We start from the raw sequence: 17,787 nt of genomic DNA on the forward strand, positions 1-17,787 counted from the left end.
GACCAGGTCAGGCGAGCCTCTTTGTGTCCCCCTATTCAGGTCATGGAACTGAGCCGGGATGCAAACCCCATCAGCAGAACGCCTGCCCCGGGGCTGACGTTCGTGAAGGTCAAAACATCAGAAGGCCGCTTCATCAGTGCATAAGGCGCTCAGCTAACCGATCACCGAACAACATGATGACGAGCCCGGTCAGCATGACCAACATTCCACCCAGCTTTATCAAAGATACCGGACGCTGGATGGTGCCAAGCAGACCGAAATGGTCGATGACCTGGGATGAGAGCAACTGTCCGACGATGGCCAACCCAAGCAGGGCTGACAACCCGATTTTCGGTGCGAGCACGACATAGCTGAACAGCGCGCAAGCACCGATCAGGCCGCCAGCCAGACTCCACAGAGGCTGTGATGGAATGGCCGCAAGCGAGGTGAATAATCCGCCACGCAGCAGCGAGAAGACCCCGAGGCTGAATGCACCGGCCGCGAAGGAGAACAATGCGGCGGTGACCGAATCGCCCCCGAGTCCTCGTGCCAGCTGGCTATTCAGAGTTGTCTGCAGCGTGATCCCGAGACCTGCGGCAAAAGCGATGACGTAATACAGTGTGCTCATGGGTTGCATACCTGTCAGTGTGCCTGTGCCAGCGGCAGGAAGGCGTCAGCAAAAATGTCAGGCTCATACCCGGCGGCGGCAAACAGATGCTCACGGGACTCATCAATGGCGGCGCGAAGGCGCGTGCTGTCTACGCCAAGCACCTTGCCATGCTGCTTGACGATGCGCCCGCCAATAATGACGGTATCAATGTTGCTGCGCTCTGTCGCATGCACCACGGTGCCAAAGGCATTGCCGGACGGGTAGAGGTTGATATCGCCAACATTGATCAGAATGAGATCCGCCTGTTTTCCTGGCGTCAGGCTCCCTACCTTGTCCAGCAGCCCTGCACAGGCAGCACCATCGACAGTCGCCGATTTGAGAAGTTGGGCAGCCGGCAGCGTGGTCAGCGAGTGGTCGGAGCCGCAGCAGTGCTGCTGATGCATGCCCATCACCCGTTGCAGGTAAAATGCCACGCGCATTTCCATAAACATATCAGTGCTGTAAGAGGTTTCATTGTCGACGCTGAGGCCAGGGTTGATGCCATGACGCTGCGCCGCCTGGATGGCAAACATACCGTCCTCGATGCCATAGTGCGCATCGGAGCGCGGGCAGACATTCACCCGGACACCGGCTTCTCGCAGGATCTTCCATCCCTCATCTGGCAGTGACGTACAGTGATTGAAAATATTGTCCGGGCCGAGCAGACCGCGCCGATGCAGTGACTCCAGCTCAGACGCCATAAAAGAACCAAAGAATTCAGTGACGATCGGCAGTCCCAGCCTGCGAGCCTCGGCCCACAATGCAGGCTCCAGCTGGGCCATGACAGCAAGGGAAACCAGGCTCTCTGGGTTGTCCTTGAAATATTTCTCTTGCAGGCGTTGCCAGTTACCCGGCCAATGAGCCTTGTCCCATTCCCCCGATACCGGTGCGCCGGAGGCGTGTATGGCACGGATCCCTGCATCCAGCAGGGCCTCGACGGCGGCGTCCGAATGGGCTGCGGTGCGGCTGTTATGGGAATTGTCAATGACGGTGGTGATGCCTGCATCAATGCAGCCCAGTGCCGTCAGCAGGTTGCCGATATACATATCGGCAGGGCGATAGTACTTGGCGAAAGAGAAGTGCGTGGCGTTGCTGTAGTCTTCCAGACAAGTGGCATTCGGATTGATGCGGCGCAGTTGTCCCTCCCAGGAGTGGCGATGAGAATCCACCATCCCCGGCATGGCGATCATGTTCGTAGCATTGATGATACGGGCACCATTTGCCTCCAGATTCTTGCCTATGGCCGTAATGGTTGATCCACTGATCAGAATGTCTCCACGTTCAATGTTACCCACGCTCTCATCCATGCTGAGGATCGTGGCCCCCTTGATCAAGATTGAATCTGGTATTACATCTTGATTATTAACAATATTTCTAACGTATCCGGTCATTTCAAGAGCCTCTTTTCTAGCCAATGGCAAAAAGATACGGCACTCTATTACCCTGAAAAAGATGACCAAACTGTTTTCATAATTCATGATCTTCGAATAATCATGGGAACTATCGGTAGAGTTATCGTCTCAAGGGAGAAGGGCTGTGGATCGTATTCAGGCTATGCAGATCTTTATGCGGGTTGCTGAGACCGGAAGCTTCGTGCAGGCAGCAGAGACCCTCTCACTGCCTTCCTCGACAGTCAGCAGTACGATTAAAAACCTCGAAAAATACCTGCAGGTGCGCCTGCTGAACAGAACAACGAGGCGGGTGAACCTCACCCCTGAAGGCCTGCAGTATCTTGGCCAGTGCAGGGAAATACTCTCATTGATTGAACATGCCGAGTCCAGCCTGACGGAGGCTATCAAGCGGCCACAGGGGCGTTTGCGGGTTGATATGCCGAGCGGGATAGCACATTCCATCGTCATGCAGAATCTCAGTGACTTTCACCAACGTTATCCAGATATCTACCTGATGATAGGTGTGAGTGACCGGCAGGTTGATCTTGTTCAGGAAGGTGTGGACTGCGTGATCAGAACAGGAGAGCTGAATAACTCCACCCTTGTTGCTCGTCCCCTTGGCCGGTTTCGGTGGGTAACCTGCGCCTCGCCTGAATACCTTCACGAAAACGGTGTTCCCCAGTCCCCTGAAGAACTGTCTGTGCACCAGGCGGTCCACTACTTTTCGGGCCTCGCCAGGCATGCAAACGAAATGCGCTTTGTCCGCGGTAAAGAGACTCTATCGGTTACTGTGAGCGGCACCGCAGCCGTCAATGACACGGGGCTTTATATCAAGATGTGCCTCGATGGCTTTGGCCTCATCCAGCTTGCCGAGAATGTTGTACTGGAGCACCTGCAGGCAGGAAGGCTCATCGAGGTGCTAGCAGATTGGCAACCGCCATCGGTGCCAGTCACATTGCTTTATCCCCATCAGCGTTTTCTGTCTCCTGCCGTGCGTGCATTTGCTGACTGGATTGCCGAACTTGTCCACAAGACCAGCCCGGGAAAATGAATACAACCATAGGATTCAAATCTGTTTGCTGGCCAACGAAACGCGCGGCCCAGGCGCCATAACAAGCCGCGCTAGCTTCAGTACCAAAGACCATCCCTAGACAACCTCGGCGCAGTATCAAGACACATCTGCTTGCCTATGTCGGAGCACTCAGCCAGCCGATTACAGCAAATCACAGGGAGCAACAAGTCACCTGGACAGGAAATGGCCAATTCAGCAAAAGTGGGAAAGAAATTCTGGGGGGGGTAAAACAAAAACGACGCAATGAAGCGTCGTATCTGTTTAATCTGTAAGGCTTTTTTCTTCAATTTTAATGGTGCCTGAGGCCGGAATCGAACCGGCACGACGCGAACGTCGAGGGATTTTAAATCCCTTGTGTCTACCGATTTCACCACTCAGGCACCGCAATCGGTATCAAGTCCGCGTGCGGGCTTGTCAATATGGAGGCACGTTCCGGAGTCGAACCGGACTAAACGGATTTGCAATCCGCTGCATAACCGCTTTGCTAACGCGCCATGCAAAAGAGAGAAACTCTCTATTGTCTGAATTTGGAGCGGGAAACGAGACTCGAACTCGCGACCCCGACCTTGGCAAGGTCGTGCTCTACCAACTGAGCTATTCCCGCATCGGTCTGGCTGACTGCCTGACTGTGAGAACGCATTCTAGCGATGTTCCCCGCCCAGTCAACCAAAAACATTTAATACGCTGATCGTTCGGGTGTTTTTTACCCTTGTCCCACACTTTTGGCGCTCATGGCCGTTTCTCGGCGCCAGTGGCAGAGAAACGGCCATCTTCCCGTTTGGACTAGAACCGGGAGTGGTAGCTGAGATCGCCCCAGGCAGCCTTCATGTACTGGAACATGGACCAGAAGGTGAGCACGGTGGCCACGTAGAGCAGCACATAGGCGAGCCACACCATCCAGATGTCGTATTGCCAGATGAGGCCGGTGAGCGACACCATCTGGATCATGGTCTTCCATTTGCCAATCCAGCTGACCGCCACCGAGGAGCGCTTGCCAAGCTCGGCCATCCATTCACGCAGGGCGGAGATGATGATCTCCCGGCCAATCATGGTCATGGCGGGGATGGTGACCCAGACGGTGTTGTAGTGCTCGACGATGACCACCAGGGCCGCCGCCACCATGATCTTGTCGGCCACCGGATCGAGGAAGGCGCCAAAGGCGGTGGACTGGTTCAGCTTGCGGGCAAGATAGCCGTCAAACCAGTCGGTTGCGGCCGCCAGGATGAAGACGATGGCCGCCGCCATGTAGGACCACTGATAGGGAAGGTAGAACAGGATGACGAAGACGGGGATGAGCAAAATCCGAAAGAACGTCAGCAGGTTAGGAATATTTGTCATTATTTTCAGCCACTTCTTGTATGCCGCTACATGGTAGCCCCAAGCCGATCGCGGATGCAACCGAACTGGCGCCCGCCTTGGTCCATTAATCCATCAATAACCTCAGGATGCCGGTCATTATGGCATTTGGGAGCCCCCTGCGTCACGGCTCTTGTGCGCAGGCGGCACGCCCTGATGCCCCCTGGCGTGACCACCTTCACACCAAAGGCAGCGCTAGAGCGAGTGCAATGCGTCGTGGATGGACTGGGCCAGCTCCTGGCTGATGCCGGGCACCTTGGCGAGCTCGTCCACCCCGGCTTTTTTCACCTCCTGCAAACCCCCCAAGTATTTGAGCAGCGCCTGCCGCCGTTTCGGCCCCACCCCGGGAATGTCCTCCAGGGTACTGGTGGTGCGGGCCTTTGCCCGCCTGGCCCGGTGGCCCGTGATGGCAAAGCGGTGGGATTCGTCGCGAATGTGCTGGATGAGGTGCAAGGCGGGCATGTCCGCCGGCAAATGCAGCTCTTCGTGGCTGTCCCCCAGGATCAGGGTCTCCAACCCCGCCTTGCGGGTCACCCCCTTGGCGATACCCACCAGCAGCGGGTATTTGCCGCCGAGAAACTCCAACTGGCGCGCCAGGATCTCCTCCGCGCGGCGCAACTGGCCGAGACCGCCGTCGATGAACAGCACATCCGGCACCTTGTCCGGCTCCTGCTGCTTGCCAAAGCGGCGCTCCAGCGCCTGCTCCATGGCGGCATAGTCATCCCCGCCAGTGATACCGTCGATGTTGAAGCGGCGGTATTCCGAGGAGAGCGGCCCCTCCCGGTTGAACACCACGCAGGAGGCCACGGTGCGCTCCCCCATGGTGTGGGAGATATCGAAGCACTCCATGCGGGCGATGGGGGTCTCGAGCTCCAGCAGCTCCTCCAACTGATCGTAACGGGCGGTGATGGTGCTCTTGTGGGCGAGGCGCGAGCGCAGCGCGGTCTGGGCGTTGATGGAGGCAAGCTTGATGAAGCGGGCCCGTTCGCTGCGCGTCCGGCTCACCACCCGCACCTTGTAGCCGGCGGTCTGGCTCAGGGTGTCGGCGATGACGCTCTCATCCTCCAGCGCCACGTCCAGCAGCACCTCGCTCGGGATCTGCCGTCCCCCCTGCCCCGACAGATAGAACTGCAGCAGGAAGGATTGCACCACCTCGTCAAGCGGGGTATCGGCCGGCACTTTCGGGAAGTAGCTGCGCGATCCCAGCACCTTGCCCTGGCGGATGAAGAGCACGTGGATGCAGGCGGTCCCCTGCTCGAAGGCCACCCCCACCACGTCGAGCTCGTCCAGCACGTTGCCGCTCACCGACTGCTGCTCGGTGACCCGGCGCAGGGCCTGGATCTGATCCCGGTAGCGGGCCGCCTCCTCGAAGCGCAGATCGCCGCTGGCGGACTCCATCTTGCCCACCAGTTCGCCGATCACCTGCTGGTTCTTGCCCGCGAGGAACAGCTTGGCCAGCGCCACCTGCTGGGCATACTCGGCCTCGCTCACCAGCCCCGCCACGCAGGGGCCGGCGCAGCGCTTGAGCTGGTAGAGCAGGCAGGGGCGGGTACGGTTGGCATAGACCGCATCCTCGCACTGGCGCACCGGGAAGATCTTCTGCATCAGGTGCAGGCTCTCGCGTACCGCGCCGCCGGAGGGGTAAGGGCCGAAATACTCCCCCTTCACCTTGCGGGCGCCGCGATGGACGCCGATGCGCGGGTGCCGATGGTCGGTGATGATGATCCAGGGGTAGGACTTGTCATCCCGCAGCAGCACGTTGTAGCGGGGCTGGTACTGCTTGATGAGGTTGTGCTCGAGGATCAGCGCCTCGGTCTCGGTGTGGGTGACCGTTACCTGCACATCGGCAATCTGGCGCACCAGGGTGCGGGTCTTGATGCTGTCGACATTTGCCCGAAAGTAGGAGGCGAGCCGTTTCTTGAGATCCTTGGCCTTGCCCACGTAGATGACGGTGCCGCCGCTGTCGTACATGCGGTAGACACCGCTCTGGTGGGTGACGGCACTCAGGAATGCCTTGCTGTCAAAATGGGGCTCGGGAGAGAGGGTCATCGGCAACTCGACTCAACGGATGAATGCAAAAAGACGGGGAGAGCATACTGCCCACAGCCAGACAAAAGCAAAAGGCGGCCGGTGCCGCCTTTGGTGTCCACACGCCCCCGTTACAGGGTATCGGCATCCAGCATGCCATAACGAATGGCCAGATGGGTCAGCTCCACGTCACCGTTGATCCCCAGCTTGCTGAACAGGCGGTAGCGGTAGCTGTTGACCGTCTTCGGGCTCAGGTTGAGTTGCTCGGAGATGTCGGTCACCTTCTGCCCCTTGGTGATCATCATCATGATCTGCAGCTCCCGCTCGGAGAGGGACTTGAAGGGGTTCTCGTCGGCGGAGGCGAACTGGCTCAGGGCCATCTGCTGGGCGATCTCCGGGGAGATGTAGCGCTGACCGGAGTGAACCAGGCGAATGGCGTGGATCATCTCGTCCGGCGCGGCCCCCTTGGTGAGGTACCCGGCGGCGCCCGCCTGCATCACCTTGGTGGGGAACGGATTTTCTGAATGAATGGTCAGCACTATGATGCGTACATCGGGGCGGATCCGCAGGATCTTGCGGGTCGCTTCCAGACCGCCGATGCCCGGCATGTTCATGTCCATCAGGATCACATCGGGGTGATGTTGCCGACAGAAGGCCACCGCGGTTTCCCCGCTCTGCGCCTCGCCCACCACCTTGATCCCGCGGACGTCTTCCAAAATGCGTCTTATCCCTGTACGCACCAACTCATGATCATCGACCAGGAATACATTAATCACCCAAACACCCCGTTTTTATCTCGTTATATGCCAGTTAGGGTTAACACGGCGTCTTGCATCATAACCAAACTCGATGATTTGGCAAACCATGGGCGGGAAAAGTTTGAAATTGCTCGTAAAATCCGTTTTAAATCAAATTATTATACAAAGAATCAATTAAAAAACGGCGCCCTGGGGCGCCGTGCTGCATCAAAGCCGTTCCGCCAGCCTCAACCGGCCAGCAGCGCTCGCACCTTGTCGAGATCGGCCTGGGTGTCCACCCCCACCGGCGGGGCTTGCAGCGCCTGGGCCACGTGGATCTTCTCCCCGTACCAGAGCACCCGTAGCTGCTCCAGGGCTTCGACCTGCTCGAGCACGCTCGGTGCCCAGTCCACATAACGCTGGATGAAGCCTGCGCGATAGGCGTAGATGCCGATGTGGCGCTGGTAGTGATCGCCAATCTGCTCGCGGCTCCCCGCAACGCGATCGCTGGCCGCAAAGCGGTCCCGATCCCAGGGGATGCTGGCGCGACTGAAATAGAGGGCATACCCCTCCCGGTCGGTCACCACCTTGACGGCATTGGGATTGAACGCCTCTTCGGCATCCCTGATCGGCACCGACAGCGTCGCCATGGGCGCGCTGGCCGCGGCCAGGTTGTCCGCCACCTGGCGGATGATGACGGGAGGAATGAGGGGCTCGTCCCCCTGCACATTGACGATGATGGTGTCGGCGGCAAAGCCGTAGTGACGGCACACCTCGGCCAGACGCTCGGTGCCGGACTGGTGATCCGGTGAGGTCATGCACACCTCGAACCCGGCAGCGGCGGCAAAGGGAGCCAGAGCCTGCTGCACCCGCTCGTCATCGGTGGCGACGATCACCCGATCGGCGCCCGATTGCAGGGCCTTCTCCACCACGTGCTGCACCATGGGCTTGCCATGAATGTCGGCCAGCGGCTTGCCCGGCAGCCGGGTGGAGGCGTAACGGGCAGGAATGACGACGACGAAACTCATGGCTTCAGCTCTTCCAGCGCCAGGTGACGGGCCCGGTTCTCCAGCAGCACCGGGATCCCCTCCTCCAGGGGATAGGCCAGTCTGTCGAAACGGCAGATGAGCTCCTGAGGGCCCTCGGCGTGCGCTTGATAGTGCAGTTTCCCCTTGCAGACCGGGCAGGCGATGATGTCGAGCAGTTTAATATCCAGTGCCACAACGAAACTCCTTTAACGATTTCCCACAGGCGATCTTGCCTGGCATGTCAATGTGCAGGGCCAGCCCCCGAGTCCGGGCGCTGGCCGTCTGTTCCAATCCGGTGGCGCCCGTCAGGGCGCCTGGTGCTTGTCCCCCCCGGGCTGCGGGCCCAGGGTGCGCAGCAGCGCCTCCCCCAGGGCATCGGGCAGCTCGGCGCTGACCGGCAGATACCACCAGTTGTCCGGGGCGAAGGGGCGGCACTTGACCGCATCCTTCTCGGTCATCAGCAAGGGGCGCTGGCCGAAGCGGGCCAGCAGCTCGGCGGCGTCGAACGCCTGGTGATCCCCGTAGCCGACGCTCTGCACCAGCTCGTAACCAAGGGCGGTCAGGGTGGCGAAGAAACGGGGGGGATGGCCAATGCCCGCCAGGGCATCCACCGGCCCCGAGAGGGGGGCCGTGAGAGGCGCATCGTCGCACACCCGGCGCAGGGTATCCGGCACCAGGCGCATGCCGTACTCGCCACGGGCGGGTTCGCCGCCGTTGCAGATGATGGCGTCCACCCGCTTGAGGCGCGTCGTGGGCTCGCGCAGCGGCCCCATGGGCAGCAGACAGCCATTGCCAAAGCGCCGCGCCCCGTCCACCACAACCAGTTCGATGTCACGGGCCAGGGCATAGTGCTGCAGGCCGTCGTCGGTGACGATGATGTCCACCTCACCGCCTTGCTCCAGCAACCGCACCGCATCGGCCCGTCTGGGGGCCACCGCCACGGGGCAGCCGCAGCGCCTTGCGATGAGCACGGGCTCATCCCCGGCCTCGGCCGGGGTGCTGCTCTCATCCAGTCGATAGGGGTAATGGGGCGCCTTGCCGCCATAGCCGCGGCTGACCACGCCGGGGCGCCAGCCCCGGGCCTGGAGTTGTTCCACCAGCCAAACCACCACCGGGGTTTTGCCGTTGCCCCCCACCGAGAGATTGCCCACCACCACCACCGGCAGGGTGGCCCGATAGGCGCTGAACCAGCCTCGGCGATACCCCAGACGGCGGACGCCGCTAATCAGGGCAAACAGCAGGGCGAAGGGGGCCAGCCCCCAGCGCCAGAGGCTGTTCCCGTACCAGAGTCTGGCCAGCATCAGCCCTTGTTACCCGTGGCTGTATTACCAAACTGAATGGCCCGCAGCTGGGCATAAGTACCATGCATGTCCATCAGGGTTTGGTGGTTGCCGCGCTCGACGATGTGTCCCTCGTCGATCACCAGGATCTCGTCCGCCTTCTCGATGGTGGAGAGGCGGTGGGCGATCACGAGGGAAGTGCGCGCCTTGCACAGCTCGTCGATGGCCGCCTGGATGTGGCGCTCGGACTCGGTGTCCAGGGCCGAGGTGGCTTCGTCCAGCAGCAACACCGGGGAGTCCCGCAGCAGGGCGCGGGCGATTGCGATGCGCTGGCGCTGGCCGCCGGAGAGGGAGGCGCCGTTCTCGCCGATGACGGTGTCATAGCCTTCCGGCATCTTGCTGACGAAGTCGTCCGCATGGGCGATGCGGGCCGCCTGCTTGATCTCGTCGCGGCTGTACTTCTCTTCCGCCGCGTAGGCGATGTTGTTGGCCACGGAGTCGTTGAAGAGGTGCACGTGCTGGGAGACCAGGGCGTACTGCTTGCGCAGCTCGCTCAGGCGGTATTCGCGGATGTTGACGCCATCCAGCAGAATTTCCCCCTCTTCGATGTCATAGAAGCGGGTCAGAAGGCTCGCGATGGTGCTCTTGCCGGAGCCGGAACGACCCACCAGGGCCACCGATTTGCCCGCCTCCACCTTGAAGCTGATGTTGCGCAGCGCCGGTGTCTCCTTGGTCGGGTAGGTGAAGGTGACGTTGCGAAACTCGATTTCACCTCGGGCACGTTCCAGAGTGCGCGTGCCGGTGTCCTGCTCCGGGGTGGAGTCCAGCAGACCGAACAGGCTCTGGCAGGCGGTGATGCCGCGCTGGAACTGGTTGTTCACGTCGGTCAGGCTTTTCAGCGGCTTGAGCAGCATCATCATGGAGGTGACCATGACGGTGAAGGTGCCCGCGGTCAGGGTCGCCTTGACGCTGTCGATGGTGGCGACATAGAGGAAGACCGCAAGGGCCACGGAGGCCACCATCTGGACGATGGGGCTGCCGATGGCGTCGGCGGCGACCATCTTCATGGTCTGCTGGCGCATCCGGTTGCTCACCTGGTAGAAGCGCTTGTCCTCCACCTCCTGGCCCCCGAACATCAGCACCTCTTTGTGCCCCTTGAGCATCTGCTCGGTGGAGGTGGTGATGTCACCCACCGCCTGCTGGATGTGGCGGCTTATCTTGCGAAAACGTCGGCTGATGATGCTGATGAGGATCCCGACCAGGGGCCCCACCACCAGGAAGATCACCGACAACTGCCAGGAGTGCCAGAACATCAGGCCCAGCAGGCCGATGACGGTGGCCCCTTCCCGCACCAAGGAGACCAGAGTCGAGCTCGCGGCGGACGACACCTGACCGGCGTCATAGGTCACCTTGGAGAGCAGGTTGCCGGTGTTCTGGCGGTCGAAGAAGCTCATGGGCATGGCCATCAGGTGGCTGAACACCTGCTGCTGCAGGCGCATCACCACGTGGTTGCCGACCCAGGCCATGCAGTAGTTGGAGAGGAAGGCGGCGCAGCCGCGCAGAGCCACGATGCCGAGGACGAAGAAGGGCATCCACTTGAGCACGCTGCTGTCGTTGCCGTTGAGCCCCTGATCGATGAGCGGTTTGATGGAGTAGACGAAGGTGGTATCCACGGCCGCGTAACCCAGCATGCCAATGATGCCGCCCACCAGACCCAGCTTGCGATCCCGGACATAACCGAGCAGGCGCTTGAAGACGGTCCAGCTCTCTTGTGAGGTTTCTTGTTGCATGAATAGCCGTTAATAAGGGAAATGACGGGCTATTCTAGCCAAACCTTGGAGCTACACCAAGCGCCGCTGGCGCGATGGCTACAACCCGAGTCACAAATGAAGGCCGCCCCTTGCCGGGCAGGCTCACCGGATCCTCACTCACTTCCCCATACCTGCGGCTGCCACCAGGGGCCGCCACGCCGGTACCAGGGCCCCTGCTCCCGCTCGGCCCGGATCCTGAGCCCCGCGTCCCCCGGCTCGATCAGGATAGCGCCCGCCTCCCCCGTGACCCACTGCCGCGCCCCCTGGTATCGCGCCACCACCTCGGGGCGGGGAAAGCCCCACTGGTTCATGAAGCCTGCGCTGTGCACCACGAAGGCAGGTTTCACCGCCGCCACGAAGGGGGCCGTGGAGGAGGTGCGACTGCCATGGTGCGGGCTCACCAGCAGGGTGCTGGCCAGCCCCGCGCCCTCACCCTCCTCCAGCGCCAGCAGGCGGCGCTCCGCCTGCTGCTCGATGTCGCCGCTCAGCAGCAGCCGATGACGCCCGTCGTCCAGCTGCACCACGCAACTGTCGTTGTTGCGCCCCGCCCCGGCTGCCAGGGGCCAAAGCACCCGTACATCCAGTCCCTGCCAATGCCACTGCTGACCTCGGCGGCAGGCCTGGGTAGCCGGTGTAAAGGGAAAAGAGGAGAGCTCCCGGCGCACCGCCATGCTCTGCAGCAGGGCCTGCCGGTTGCCCGCGTGATCCCTGTCTCTGTGGCTGATGATCAGGGTGTCGATCACCCGGATGCCGAGCCGGTTGAGCAGGGGCAGGATGGCCGCATCCGCCATGTTGTAGCCCCCTGGGTAGCGATCCCCGGTATCAAACAGGATGGCCCGCTCGCCCCGGGTGACGAGCACCGATAGCCCCTGCCCCACGTCCAGCACCCGCACCTGCCAGGAAGCGGGAGCAGGCCAGAGGGCGAGCAGCAGGGCCGCCGCCACCGGCCCCCCCAGGGTGCGCCCTCCCGGCAGGTGCCATCCCGTCCACAGCAGGATCAGCAGGGCGCTGGCGGGCATCAGCCAGCCGGGCACCGGCCACCAGAGCTGCAGGCGATCCGCCAGCTGCGTGAGCCCCCACAGCATCCACTCCAGGCCAAAGGCGGAGACCCAGAGCAGGCCGTGGGCCAGCAACGTGGAGAGGGGCGCCACCAGCACGCCGATGAGCGCCAGGGGAATGATGACAAGGCAGAACAACGGCAGTGCCAGCAGATTGAGCAGAAACGCCAGGGGCGCCATCCCCTCGAACAGCAGCAGTTGCAGGGGCAGCAATCCGAGCAGCAGCAGAAGTTGCAGCCGCACCATGCCGGGGCGATCGTGCAACAGACTCGCCAGCAACAGCAGGGCCACCGCCAGAAAAGAGAGCCAGAACCCCGCCGAATAGAGGGCGAAAGGGTCCCACAATGTCAGCACCACAAAGGCCCACAGCCAAATCCGGTGGCTCGGCCAGTCCCGCTTTAGCCAGCGCAGCAGGCTCCACACCAGCACCATGATGAGGGCACGCTCGGTGGCCACCGCAAACCCCGCCAGCCAGCTGTAGGTGGCCGCGAACAGGAGTGACACGCAGATAGCCCCGCGCAGCCCGAACAGCCGCCCGAGCCACCAGCCGAGCACCGCTACCAGAGCAATATGCTGGCCCGAGATGGCGATGATGTGGGTCAGGCCGCTGCCGCGAAAGAGTTCCCACTGGGCATCCGTGATCCCCCCCTGTTCCCCGAAGGTGAGGGCCGCCAGCAGGGGGGCCTGCGCCATCCCCTCCCAGGAGCGACTCGCCGCCGCCAGCCAGCGATCGCGCACACCCGGGGGCACGGCATCCAGGGCGATGACCCGGCGCAGGTTGCCGGTGGCGGTGATCCCCTTGCCAAGGAGCAGGCGCCGCCCATCCATCCCCGCTTCGTTGGCCAGGCCATGGGCCGGCTTGAGAGAGGTCACCAAGGTGACGCGGCTGCTGGCAGGCAACGGCGGCAACACCTGATAGGCATTGACCCGCACCAGGGGTGGCACGATGAGGGGGCGATCGTCCAGGGTGTCGAGGCGCAGCAGCAGGCGCGCAAATTTATCCCCCTCTTTCTCTCCCGAAGACTCCGTACTTTGCACGTGTGCGGTTATGATGTGGCTCGTTTTTTTGCCAAGTTGATCCAGCCAGGCAAGCCGGTAGTGCAAATTCACCTGCATCCAGAGGATGCCGAGCAGCAGAAACAGCAGCCGCCAGCAACGACCACCGGCGAGAGGAAGCGCGAGCAGCAGCATCAGGCCACCCCATTCCCATGAAGGCAGCCATGGCCAAAGCAGTGAGGAGCTTGCCCCCAGGGCAAACGACAACAGACGCAGATCCATGGAGCAAGTATTTAGCAAGGTTCAGAACATGCCCAAACGAATCATACAGCGCTGGCTACCCGACCCGGCGACCCTCAAGGAACACAAGCACTTGCGACTCTTTGGCAAGCTGCTGCTGGATGCCAACCTCTGGCATCTCAACCGGCGCTCCGCCGCCGGTGCCTGTGCGGTCGGCCTCTTCATGGCCTGGGTTCCCCTCCCCTGCCAGATGCTGCTGGCCGCTGGCGGCGCCATCGCCTGCCGGGTCAACCTGCCCCTCTCGGTGGCCCTGGTCTGGCTCTCCAACCCCCTGACCATGCCACCGCTGTTTTATGGCGCCTATCTGGTGGGCTGCCAGTTGCTGGGGCAACCCTCCCAGCACATCGAGATCACCTTCACCTGGGCCTGGCTGGTGTCGGTGTTCGAGACGGTGGCCCCGCCGCTCTTGCTGGGCTCCCTGGTGCTTGCCCTGCTGAGCGCCCTCGTCGGCTATGTCCTGGTTCGCGCGGGCTGGCGCCTGAGCACGGTGCGCCAGTGGCAAAAACGCAAGGTGGCGCGCCCATGCTGAATCGCTGGTTGGCCCGCTTCAAGATTGACCCCGATACCCTGCGCCAACAGAAGTGGTTCGCCCTCTTTGGCGAGCGACTGCTGACCCCCGCCCTCTGGCAAGGGGGAACGCGGGCCCTCTGTGGCGCCGTGGCGGCCGGGCTGTTCGCCAGCTGGGTCCCCATGCCCATGCACTCCCTGGTGGCCGTCGCCCTGGTGCTGGCGTTCAGCTTCAACCTGCCGCTGGCCCTCTTGGCGGTCTGGTTCAACAACCCGCTGACGCTCCCCTTCATGTACCTCTACGCCTATCGTACCGGTTGCCTGGTGCTGAACGAGACGCCAGCCCCCTTCCATCTCACCTGGTCCCTGCACTGGCTGGAGCAGGAGGCAGCCACCCTGGTGCCCCCCTTCCTGCTCGGCAGCCTGCTGCTGGCGGTGCTGAGCGCCGCCGCCGGCGCCTTGCTCACCCTGCTGCTGTTGCAACTGGGCAAGCTGACCCGCCCCCGCTAGGTTGCCAGCACGCAGTCCTTGTCTCGGGCGGCGTGCCTTGCCATCGTCTGCCTCTGCCACCACACTCCTTGTAACCCGTTGTTTTTCGACCCCCATTCGAAACAAGGAGCCCACCATGGCCGAACCGCTCACGCTGGCCCATGCCAATGGCCACCCCCTCTCCCTGCTCCCCGCCATGGCCAATCGCCACGGCCTCATCACCGGGGCCACCGGCACCGGCAAGACAGTCACCCTGCAGGTGCTAGCGGAGGGGTTTTCCCGCCTCGGCGTGCCGGTCTTTCTGGCCGACGTGAAAGGGGATCTGAGCGGCCTGGGCGCCGCCGGCACCCCCTCTGCCAAGCTGGATGCCCGTCTGGCACAGCTCGGCCTTCAGGCACCCGACTTTGCCGCCAGCCCCACCCTGTTCTGGGATCTCTTCGCCGAAGAGGGCCACCCGGTGCGGGCCACCGTCTCCGACATGGGGCCTCTGTTGCTTGCACGCCTGCTCGGCCTCAACGACACCCAGAGCGGGGTGCTGGAGCTGGTGTTCAAGGTGGCGGACGACGAGGGGTTGCTGCTGCTCGATCTGAAAGACCTGCGGGCCATGGTGCAGTTTGCGGGGGAGCACGCCAAGACTCTCACCACCCGCTACGGCAATGTGTCGACCGCCTCCATCGGCGCCATCCTGCGCAACCTCCTCACCCTGGAGAGCGCGGGCGGCGATCATTTCTTCGGCGAGCCCATGCTGGACATCCAGGATCTGATGCAGACCGACGGGGCGGGCCACGGCCATATCAATGTGCTGGCCGCCGGCAAGCTCACCCAGTCCAGCCGCCTCTATGCCTGCTTCCTGCTCTGGCTGCTCTCCGAGCTGTTCGAACAGTTGCCCGAGATAGGGGATCCGGAAAAGCCCGTGCTGGTGTTCTTCTTCGACGAGGCCCATCTGCTGTTCAAGGATGCGCCCAGGGCGCTGCTGGAGAAAATTGAGCTGGTGGTGCGCCTCATCCGCTCCAAGGGGGTGGGCGTCTATTTTGTAACCCAGAGTCCGGCCGACATCCCCGACAGCGTGCTGGGGCAGCTTGGCAACCGGGTGCAGCACGCCCTGCGCGCCTTCACCCCGAGCGATCAGAAGGCGGTACGCATCGCCGCCAACACCCTGCGGGCCAACCCGGCCTTCGACGCCGCCGGAGCCATCACTGAACTGGGGGTCGGGGAGGCGCTCATCTCCCTGCTCGACGAGAAGGGGCGGCCCAGCGTGGTGGAGCGCGCCTTCATCGCGCCCCCGGCCAGCCGCATCGGCCCCCTGAGCGCGGCCGAGCGCCAGGCGCTTATTCAGGGCTCATTGCTCTACGGCAGATACGACACCCAGGAGGACAGGGAGTCCGCGTTCGAGCGACTTCAAGAGACATCGCCCGCCGCCGGTGACGAGACCGCTTCCCCACAGACCGACCAGGGCGGCGGTCTGCTGGATGCCTTGAATGGCATCCTGTTCGGTCGCACCGGCCCCCGTGGTGGCCAGCATGACGGGGTGGTGCAGACCGCCGCCAAGAGCGTGGCCCGCACCCTCGGCAACGAGGTGGGACGCCAGCTGATGCGCGGGGTGCTCGGCTCCCTGCTGGGAAGCAGCAAGCGGCGCCGCTGATGCCGGAAAATGAAAAAGCCCGCCGATACGGCGCAATGCTGATCAGTTAAGGATCCATTGACCGATCCTTCTGCTGTAGGACAATCCGGAACCAATCACTGGTTCCGGATTTTTTTATGTCTATTGCAAACGATCTGAACGATGTTGTTGAGGCATCTGGCGACATGCTGGCTCGGCTGGCCATTTTTGCCGACCATATTCCCGACGAATGGATTACTGCCGCTGCCGCCTTGTCTGAAAAGGCCACTATCCGCCGACGCCGCTTACCTTCTGATATGGTCTTGTGGCTCGTCGTGGGGATGGCCTTTTTCCGCAATGAGCCTATCTCCGAGGTCGCTCGGCGCCTCAACATCTGTGCAGAAGGGTTGGCCAATGATGCCTTGCTCGCGGACAGTGCCCTGTCTCAGGCCCGTCAGCGACTCGGCAAACAGCCGCTCGAGTGGCTGTTCAAACAGTGCGCCGATGTGTGGGGGCGGGAACGTTATCCTGAAGACCATTGGCACGGTTTACAGGTCTTTGCCATCGATGGGGCCCTGTTCCGAACCCAGGATATGCCTGAACTCAGAGCACATTTCGGCTCGGGTAACACCTCAACCAACCGGCAGACACCCTACCCGATGCTGCGGTTGGTCACGCTCATGAATGTCCGCTCGCATGTCATTGCCAACGCGGCCATCAGCCCGTACCGCAAAGGGGAAATCCCCCTGGCCAGCGAGTTCATTCACTCATTGCCGGACAAGTCAGTGACCCTGCTGGATAAAGGCTTCTTCGGTGCCGACCTGTTGCTGCGTATTCAGGCCGAAGACACCGACCGTCACTGGCTCATCCCGGAACGCAACGGGCTGGTATACACGGAACTTGAGCGCTATGGCGACGGTGACCGTCTGTTGCAAATGACGGTCTCGCCTCAGGCTCGCAAGAAAAACCCGGCGTTGCCGACACACTGGCAAGTTCGCGCAGTGACCTATGAGGTGGCAGGCAAGGAGAAAACGGTCTTTACCTCCCTGCCCGTGGCGCGATTCAGCGCAGCTCAGGTGGCGACCCTGTACCACGAGCGCTGGGAAATCGAGCTGGGATACCGGGATATCAAAAGCGCGATGCAGCACAACGCCATCACGCTGAGAAGCAAGAAAGTGGACTTGGTCTATCAGGAGCTGTGGGGATTGCTGCTTGGATACAATCTGGTCAGGCGGGAGGCCAGCCAGGCCGCCGTAGCCCATCAGCGAGCGCCCAATGAGGTGAGCTTTAAGTTTGCCTGTCAGTTCATCGCGAACCAGATGGCAGTGATGGCGGGCGCGTTATCGCCAGCCCATACGCCACGGAGGTTGGCGGAGTTGCGGGGCTGCATAGGCGTCATGTTCATAGAAAAACGCCCCAGGCCATCGAGACCCAGGGCGGTGAAGATATCAAAGACCCGTTTTCCGGTAAATCGCAATGCGGCTCCGCTTAAGTGAACAGCATTGC

General features: G+C 62.0%; 15 protein-coding genes and 3 tRNA genes. 5 read left to right on the plus strand and 13 right to left on the minus strand.

Annotated elements, in window-relative coordinates; all coding sequences use genetic code 11:
• Window positions 1-133: 133 nt before the first annotated feature.
• Together AB5Y64_RS12885 and AB5Y64_RS12890 are read right to left on the minus strand one after the other, a co-directional pair.
• A complete protein-coding gene (locus tag AB5Y64_RS12885) occupies window positions 134-607 on the minus strand; it encodes a DMT family transporter (protein ID WP_010675226.1) in 474 nt (157 codons plus the stop codon).
• A gap of 14 nt (window positions 608-621) precedes the next feature.
• Entirely contained in the window at window positions 622-2,106 is a 1,485-nt protein-coding gene (locus tag AB5Y64_RS12890) for an amidohydrolase family protein (protein ID WP_319882800.1), read from the minus strand.
• 58 nt (window positions 2,107-2,164) lie between these two features.
• Between AB5Y64_RS12890 and AB5Y64_RS12895 the strand changes: the two genes are divergently transcribed.
• The gene (locus tag AB5Y64_RS12895; protein ID WP_263309385.1) at window positions 2,165-3,070 is read left to right on the plus strand and encodes a LysR family transcriptional regulator; all 906 of its coding nucleotides are present in this window, start codon (window positions 2,165-2,167) and stop codon (window positions 3,068-3,070) included.
• Window positions 3,071-3,384: 314 nt separating this feature from the next.
• Here the strand turns inward: AB5Y64_RS12895 and AB5Y64_RS12900 are convergent.
• The 11 genes from AB5Y64_RS12900 to AB5Y64_RS12950 all read right to left on the minus strand — a co-directional run bounded on the left by AB5Y64_RS12900 (window position 3,385) and on the right by AB5Y64_RS12950 (window position 13,580).
• Window positions 3,385-3,471, minus strand: a tRNA-Leu gene (locus AB5Y64_RS12900).
• 40 nt (window positions 3,472-3,511) lie between these two features.
• Window positions 3,512-3,585 (minus strand) — tRNA-Cys (locus AB5Y64_RS12905).
• A gap of 34 nt (window positions 3,586-3,619) precedes the next feature.
• Window positions 3,620-3,695: transfer RNA gene (locus AB5Y64_RS12910), tRNA-Gly, on the minus strand.
• Between the two features lie 179 nt (window positions 3,696-3,874).
• A complete protein-coding gene (gene pgsA, locus AB5Y64_RS12915) occupies window positions 3,875-4,429 on the minus strand; it encodes a CDP-diacylglycerol--glycerol-3-phosphate 3-phosphatidyltransferase (RefSeq protein WP_010675229.1) in 555 nt (184 codons plus the stop codon).
• 213 nt (window positions 4,430-4,642) lie between these two features.
• Window positions 4,643-6,496 carry an excinuclease ABC subunit UvrC gene (gene uvrC / locus AB5Y64_RS12920; protein WP_045524196.1) on the minus strand — a complete coding sequence of 618 codons (1,854 nt, stop codon included), beginning with the start codon at window positions 6,494-6,496 and terminating at the stop codon, window positions 4,643-4,645.
• Window positions 6,497-6,606: 110 nt separating this feature from the next.
• Window positions 6,607-7,251: a UvrY/SirA/GacA family response regulator transcription factor gene (gene uvrY / locus AB5Y64_RS12925; RefSeq protein ID WP_010675231.1), complete on the minus strand. Its 645-nt coding sequence runs from the start codon at window positions 7,249-7,251 to the stop codon at window positions 6,607-6,609.
• A 209-nt stretch (window positions 7,252-7,460) separates the two neighbouring features.
• Entirely contained in the window at window positions 7,461-8,240 is a 780-nt protein-coding gene (gene kdsB / locus AB5Y64_RS12930; RefSeq protein WP_049636856.1) for a 3-deoxy-manno-octulosonate cytidylyltransferase, read from the minus strand.
• Window positions 8,237-8,434: a Trm112 family protein gene (locus tag AB5Y64_RS12935; RefSeq protein WP_010675233.1), complete on the minus strand. Its 198-nt coding sequence runs from the start codon at window positions 8,432-8,434 to the stop codon at window positions 8,237-8,239. The genes kdsB and AB5Y64_RS12935 overlap by 4 nt, the downstream gene beginning before the upstream one ends.
• A 111-nt stretch (window positions 8,435-8,545) precedes the next feature.
• Window positions 8,546-9,541 carry a tetraacyldisaccharide 4'-kinase gene (lpxK, locus tag AB5Y64_RS12940; protein WP_368203938.1) on the minus strand — a complete coding sequence of 332 codons (996 nt, stop codon included), beginning with the start codon at window positions 9,539-9,541 and terminating at the stop codon, window positions 8,546-8,548.
• Window positions 9,541-11,310, minus strand: coding sequence for a lipid A ABC transporter ATP-binding protein/permease MsbA (msbA, locus tag AB5Y64_RS12945; protein WP_010675235.1), 1,770 nt, complete (start codon window positions 11,308-11,310; stop codon window positions 9,541-9,543). The genes lpxK and msbA overlap by 1 nt, the downstream gene beginning before the upstream one ends.
• A 134-nt stretch (window positions 11,311-11,444) precedes the next feature.
• A complete protein-coding gene (locus AB5Y64_RS12950; RefSeq protein WP_368203940.1) occupies window positions 11,445-13,580 on the minus strand; it encodes a DNA internalization-related competence protein ComEC/Rec2 in 2,136 nt (711 codons plus the stop codon).
• Window positions 13,581-13,695: 115 nt separating this feature from the next.
• On the opposite strand from AB5Y64_RS12950, the gene AB5Y64_RS12955 reads away from it, so the two are divergent.
• The 4 genes from AB5Y64_RS12955 to AB5Y64_RS12970 all read left to right on the plus strand — a co-directional run bounded on the left by AB5Y64_RS12955 (window position 13,696) and on the right by AB5Y64_RS12970 (window position 17,777).
• Entirely contained in the window at window positions 13,696-14,214 is a 519-nt protein-coding gene (locus AB5Y64_RS12955) for a DUF2062 domain-containing protein (protein WP_010675237.1), read from the plus strand.
• Entirely contained in the window at window positions 14,208-14,702 is a 495-nt protein-coding gene (locus AB5Y64_RS12960; RefSeq protein WP_039040273.1) for a DUF2062 domain-containing protein, read from the plus strand. Before AB5Y64_RS12955 ends, AB5Y64_RS12960 begins: the two co-directional genes overlap by 7 nt.
• 115 nt (window positions 14,703-14,817) lie before the next feature.
• On the plus strand, window positions 14,818-16,323 hold the full coding sequence (locus AB5Y64_RS12965; protein WP_368203943.1) for a helicase HerA-like domain-containing protein: 1,506 nt from the start codon (window positions 14,818-14,820) through the stop codon (window positions 16,321-16,323).
• A 116-nt stretch (window positions 16,324-16,439) separates the two neighbouring features.
• A complete protein-coding gene (locus AB5Y64_RS12970; protein ID WP_102948249.1) occupies window positions 16,440-17,777 on the plus strand; it encodes an IS4-like element ISAeme15 family transposase in 1,338 nt (445 codons plus the stop codon).
• The last annotated feature ends 10 nt before the right edge of the window (window positions 17,778-17,787 follow it).

Origin of the sequence: Aeromonas sp. R5-1 (genome assembly GCF_040908265.1) — a bacterium.
GTDB lineage: Bacteria > Pseudomonadota > Gammaproteobacteria > Enterobacterales > Aeromonadaceae > Aeromonas > Aeromonas caviae.

Bases quoted from the DNA above. Each gene is read 5' to 3' on its own strand.
- lpxK (WP_368203938.1), bottom strand. From the start codon at position 9,541: ATGCTGGCCAGACTCTGGTACGGGAACAGCCTCTGGCGCTGGGGGCTG.
- uvrC (WP_045524196.1), bottom strand. From the start codon at position 6,496: ATGACCCTCTCTCCCGAGCCCCATTTTGACAGCAAGGCATTCCTGAGT.
- AB5Y64_RS12955 (WP_010675237.1), top strand. From the start codon at position 13,696: ATGCCCAAACGAATCATACAGCGCTGGCTACCCGACCCGGCGACCCTC.
- msbA (WP_010675235.1), bottom strand. From the start codon at position 11,310: ATGCAACAAGAAACCTCACAAGAGAGCTGGACCGTCTTCAAGCGCCTG.
- AB5Y64_RS12965 (WP_368203943.1), top strand. From the start codon at position 14,818: ATGGCCGAACCGCTCACGCTGGCCCATGCCAATGGCCACCCCCTCTCC.
- kdsB (WP_049636856.1), bottom strand. From the start codon at position 8,240: ATGAGTTTCGTCGTCGTCATTCCTGCCCGTTACGCCTCCACCCGGCTG.
- AB5Y64_RS12950 (WP_368203940.1), bottom strand. From the start codon at position 13,580: ATGCTGCTGCTCGCGCTTCCTCTCGCCGGTGGTCGTTGCTGGCGGCTG.
- AB5Y64_RS12960 (WP_039040273.1), top strand. From the start codon at position 14,208: ATGCTGAATCGCTGGTTGGCCCGCTTCAAGATTGACCCCGATACCCTG.
- AB5Y64_RS12885 (WP_010675226.1), bottom strand. From the start codon at position 607: ATGAGCACACTGTATTACGTCATCGCTTTTGCCGCAGGTCTCGGGATC.
- AB5Y64_RS12890 (WP_319882800.1), bottom strand. From the start codon at position 2,106: ATGAATTATGAAAACAGTTTGGTCATCTTTTTCAGGGTAATAGAGTGC.
- AB5Y64_RS12970 (WP_102948249.1), top strand. From the start codon at position 16,440: ATGTCTATTGCAAACGATCTGAACGATGTTGTTGAGGCATCTGGCGAC.
- pgsA (WP_010675229.1), bottom strand. From the start codon at position 4,429: ATGACAAATATTCCTAACCTGCTGACGTTCTTTCGGATTTTGCTCATC.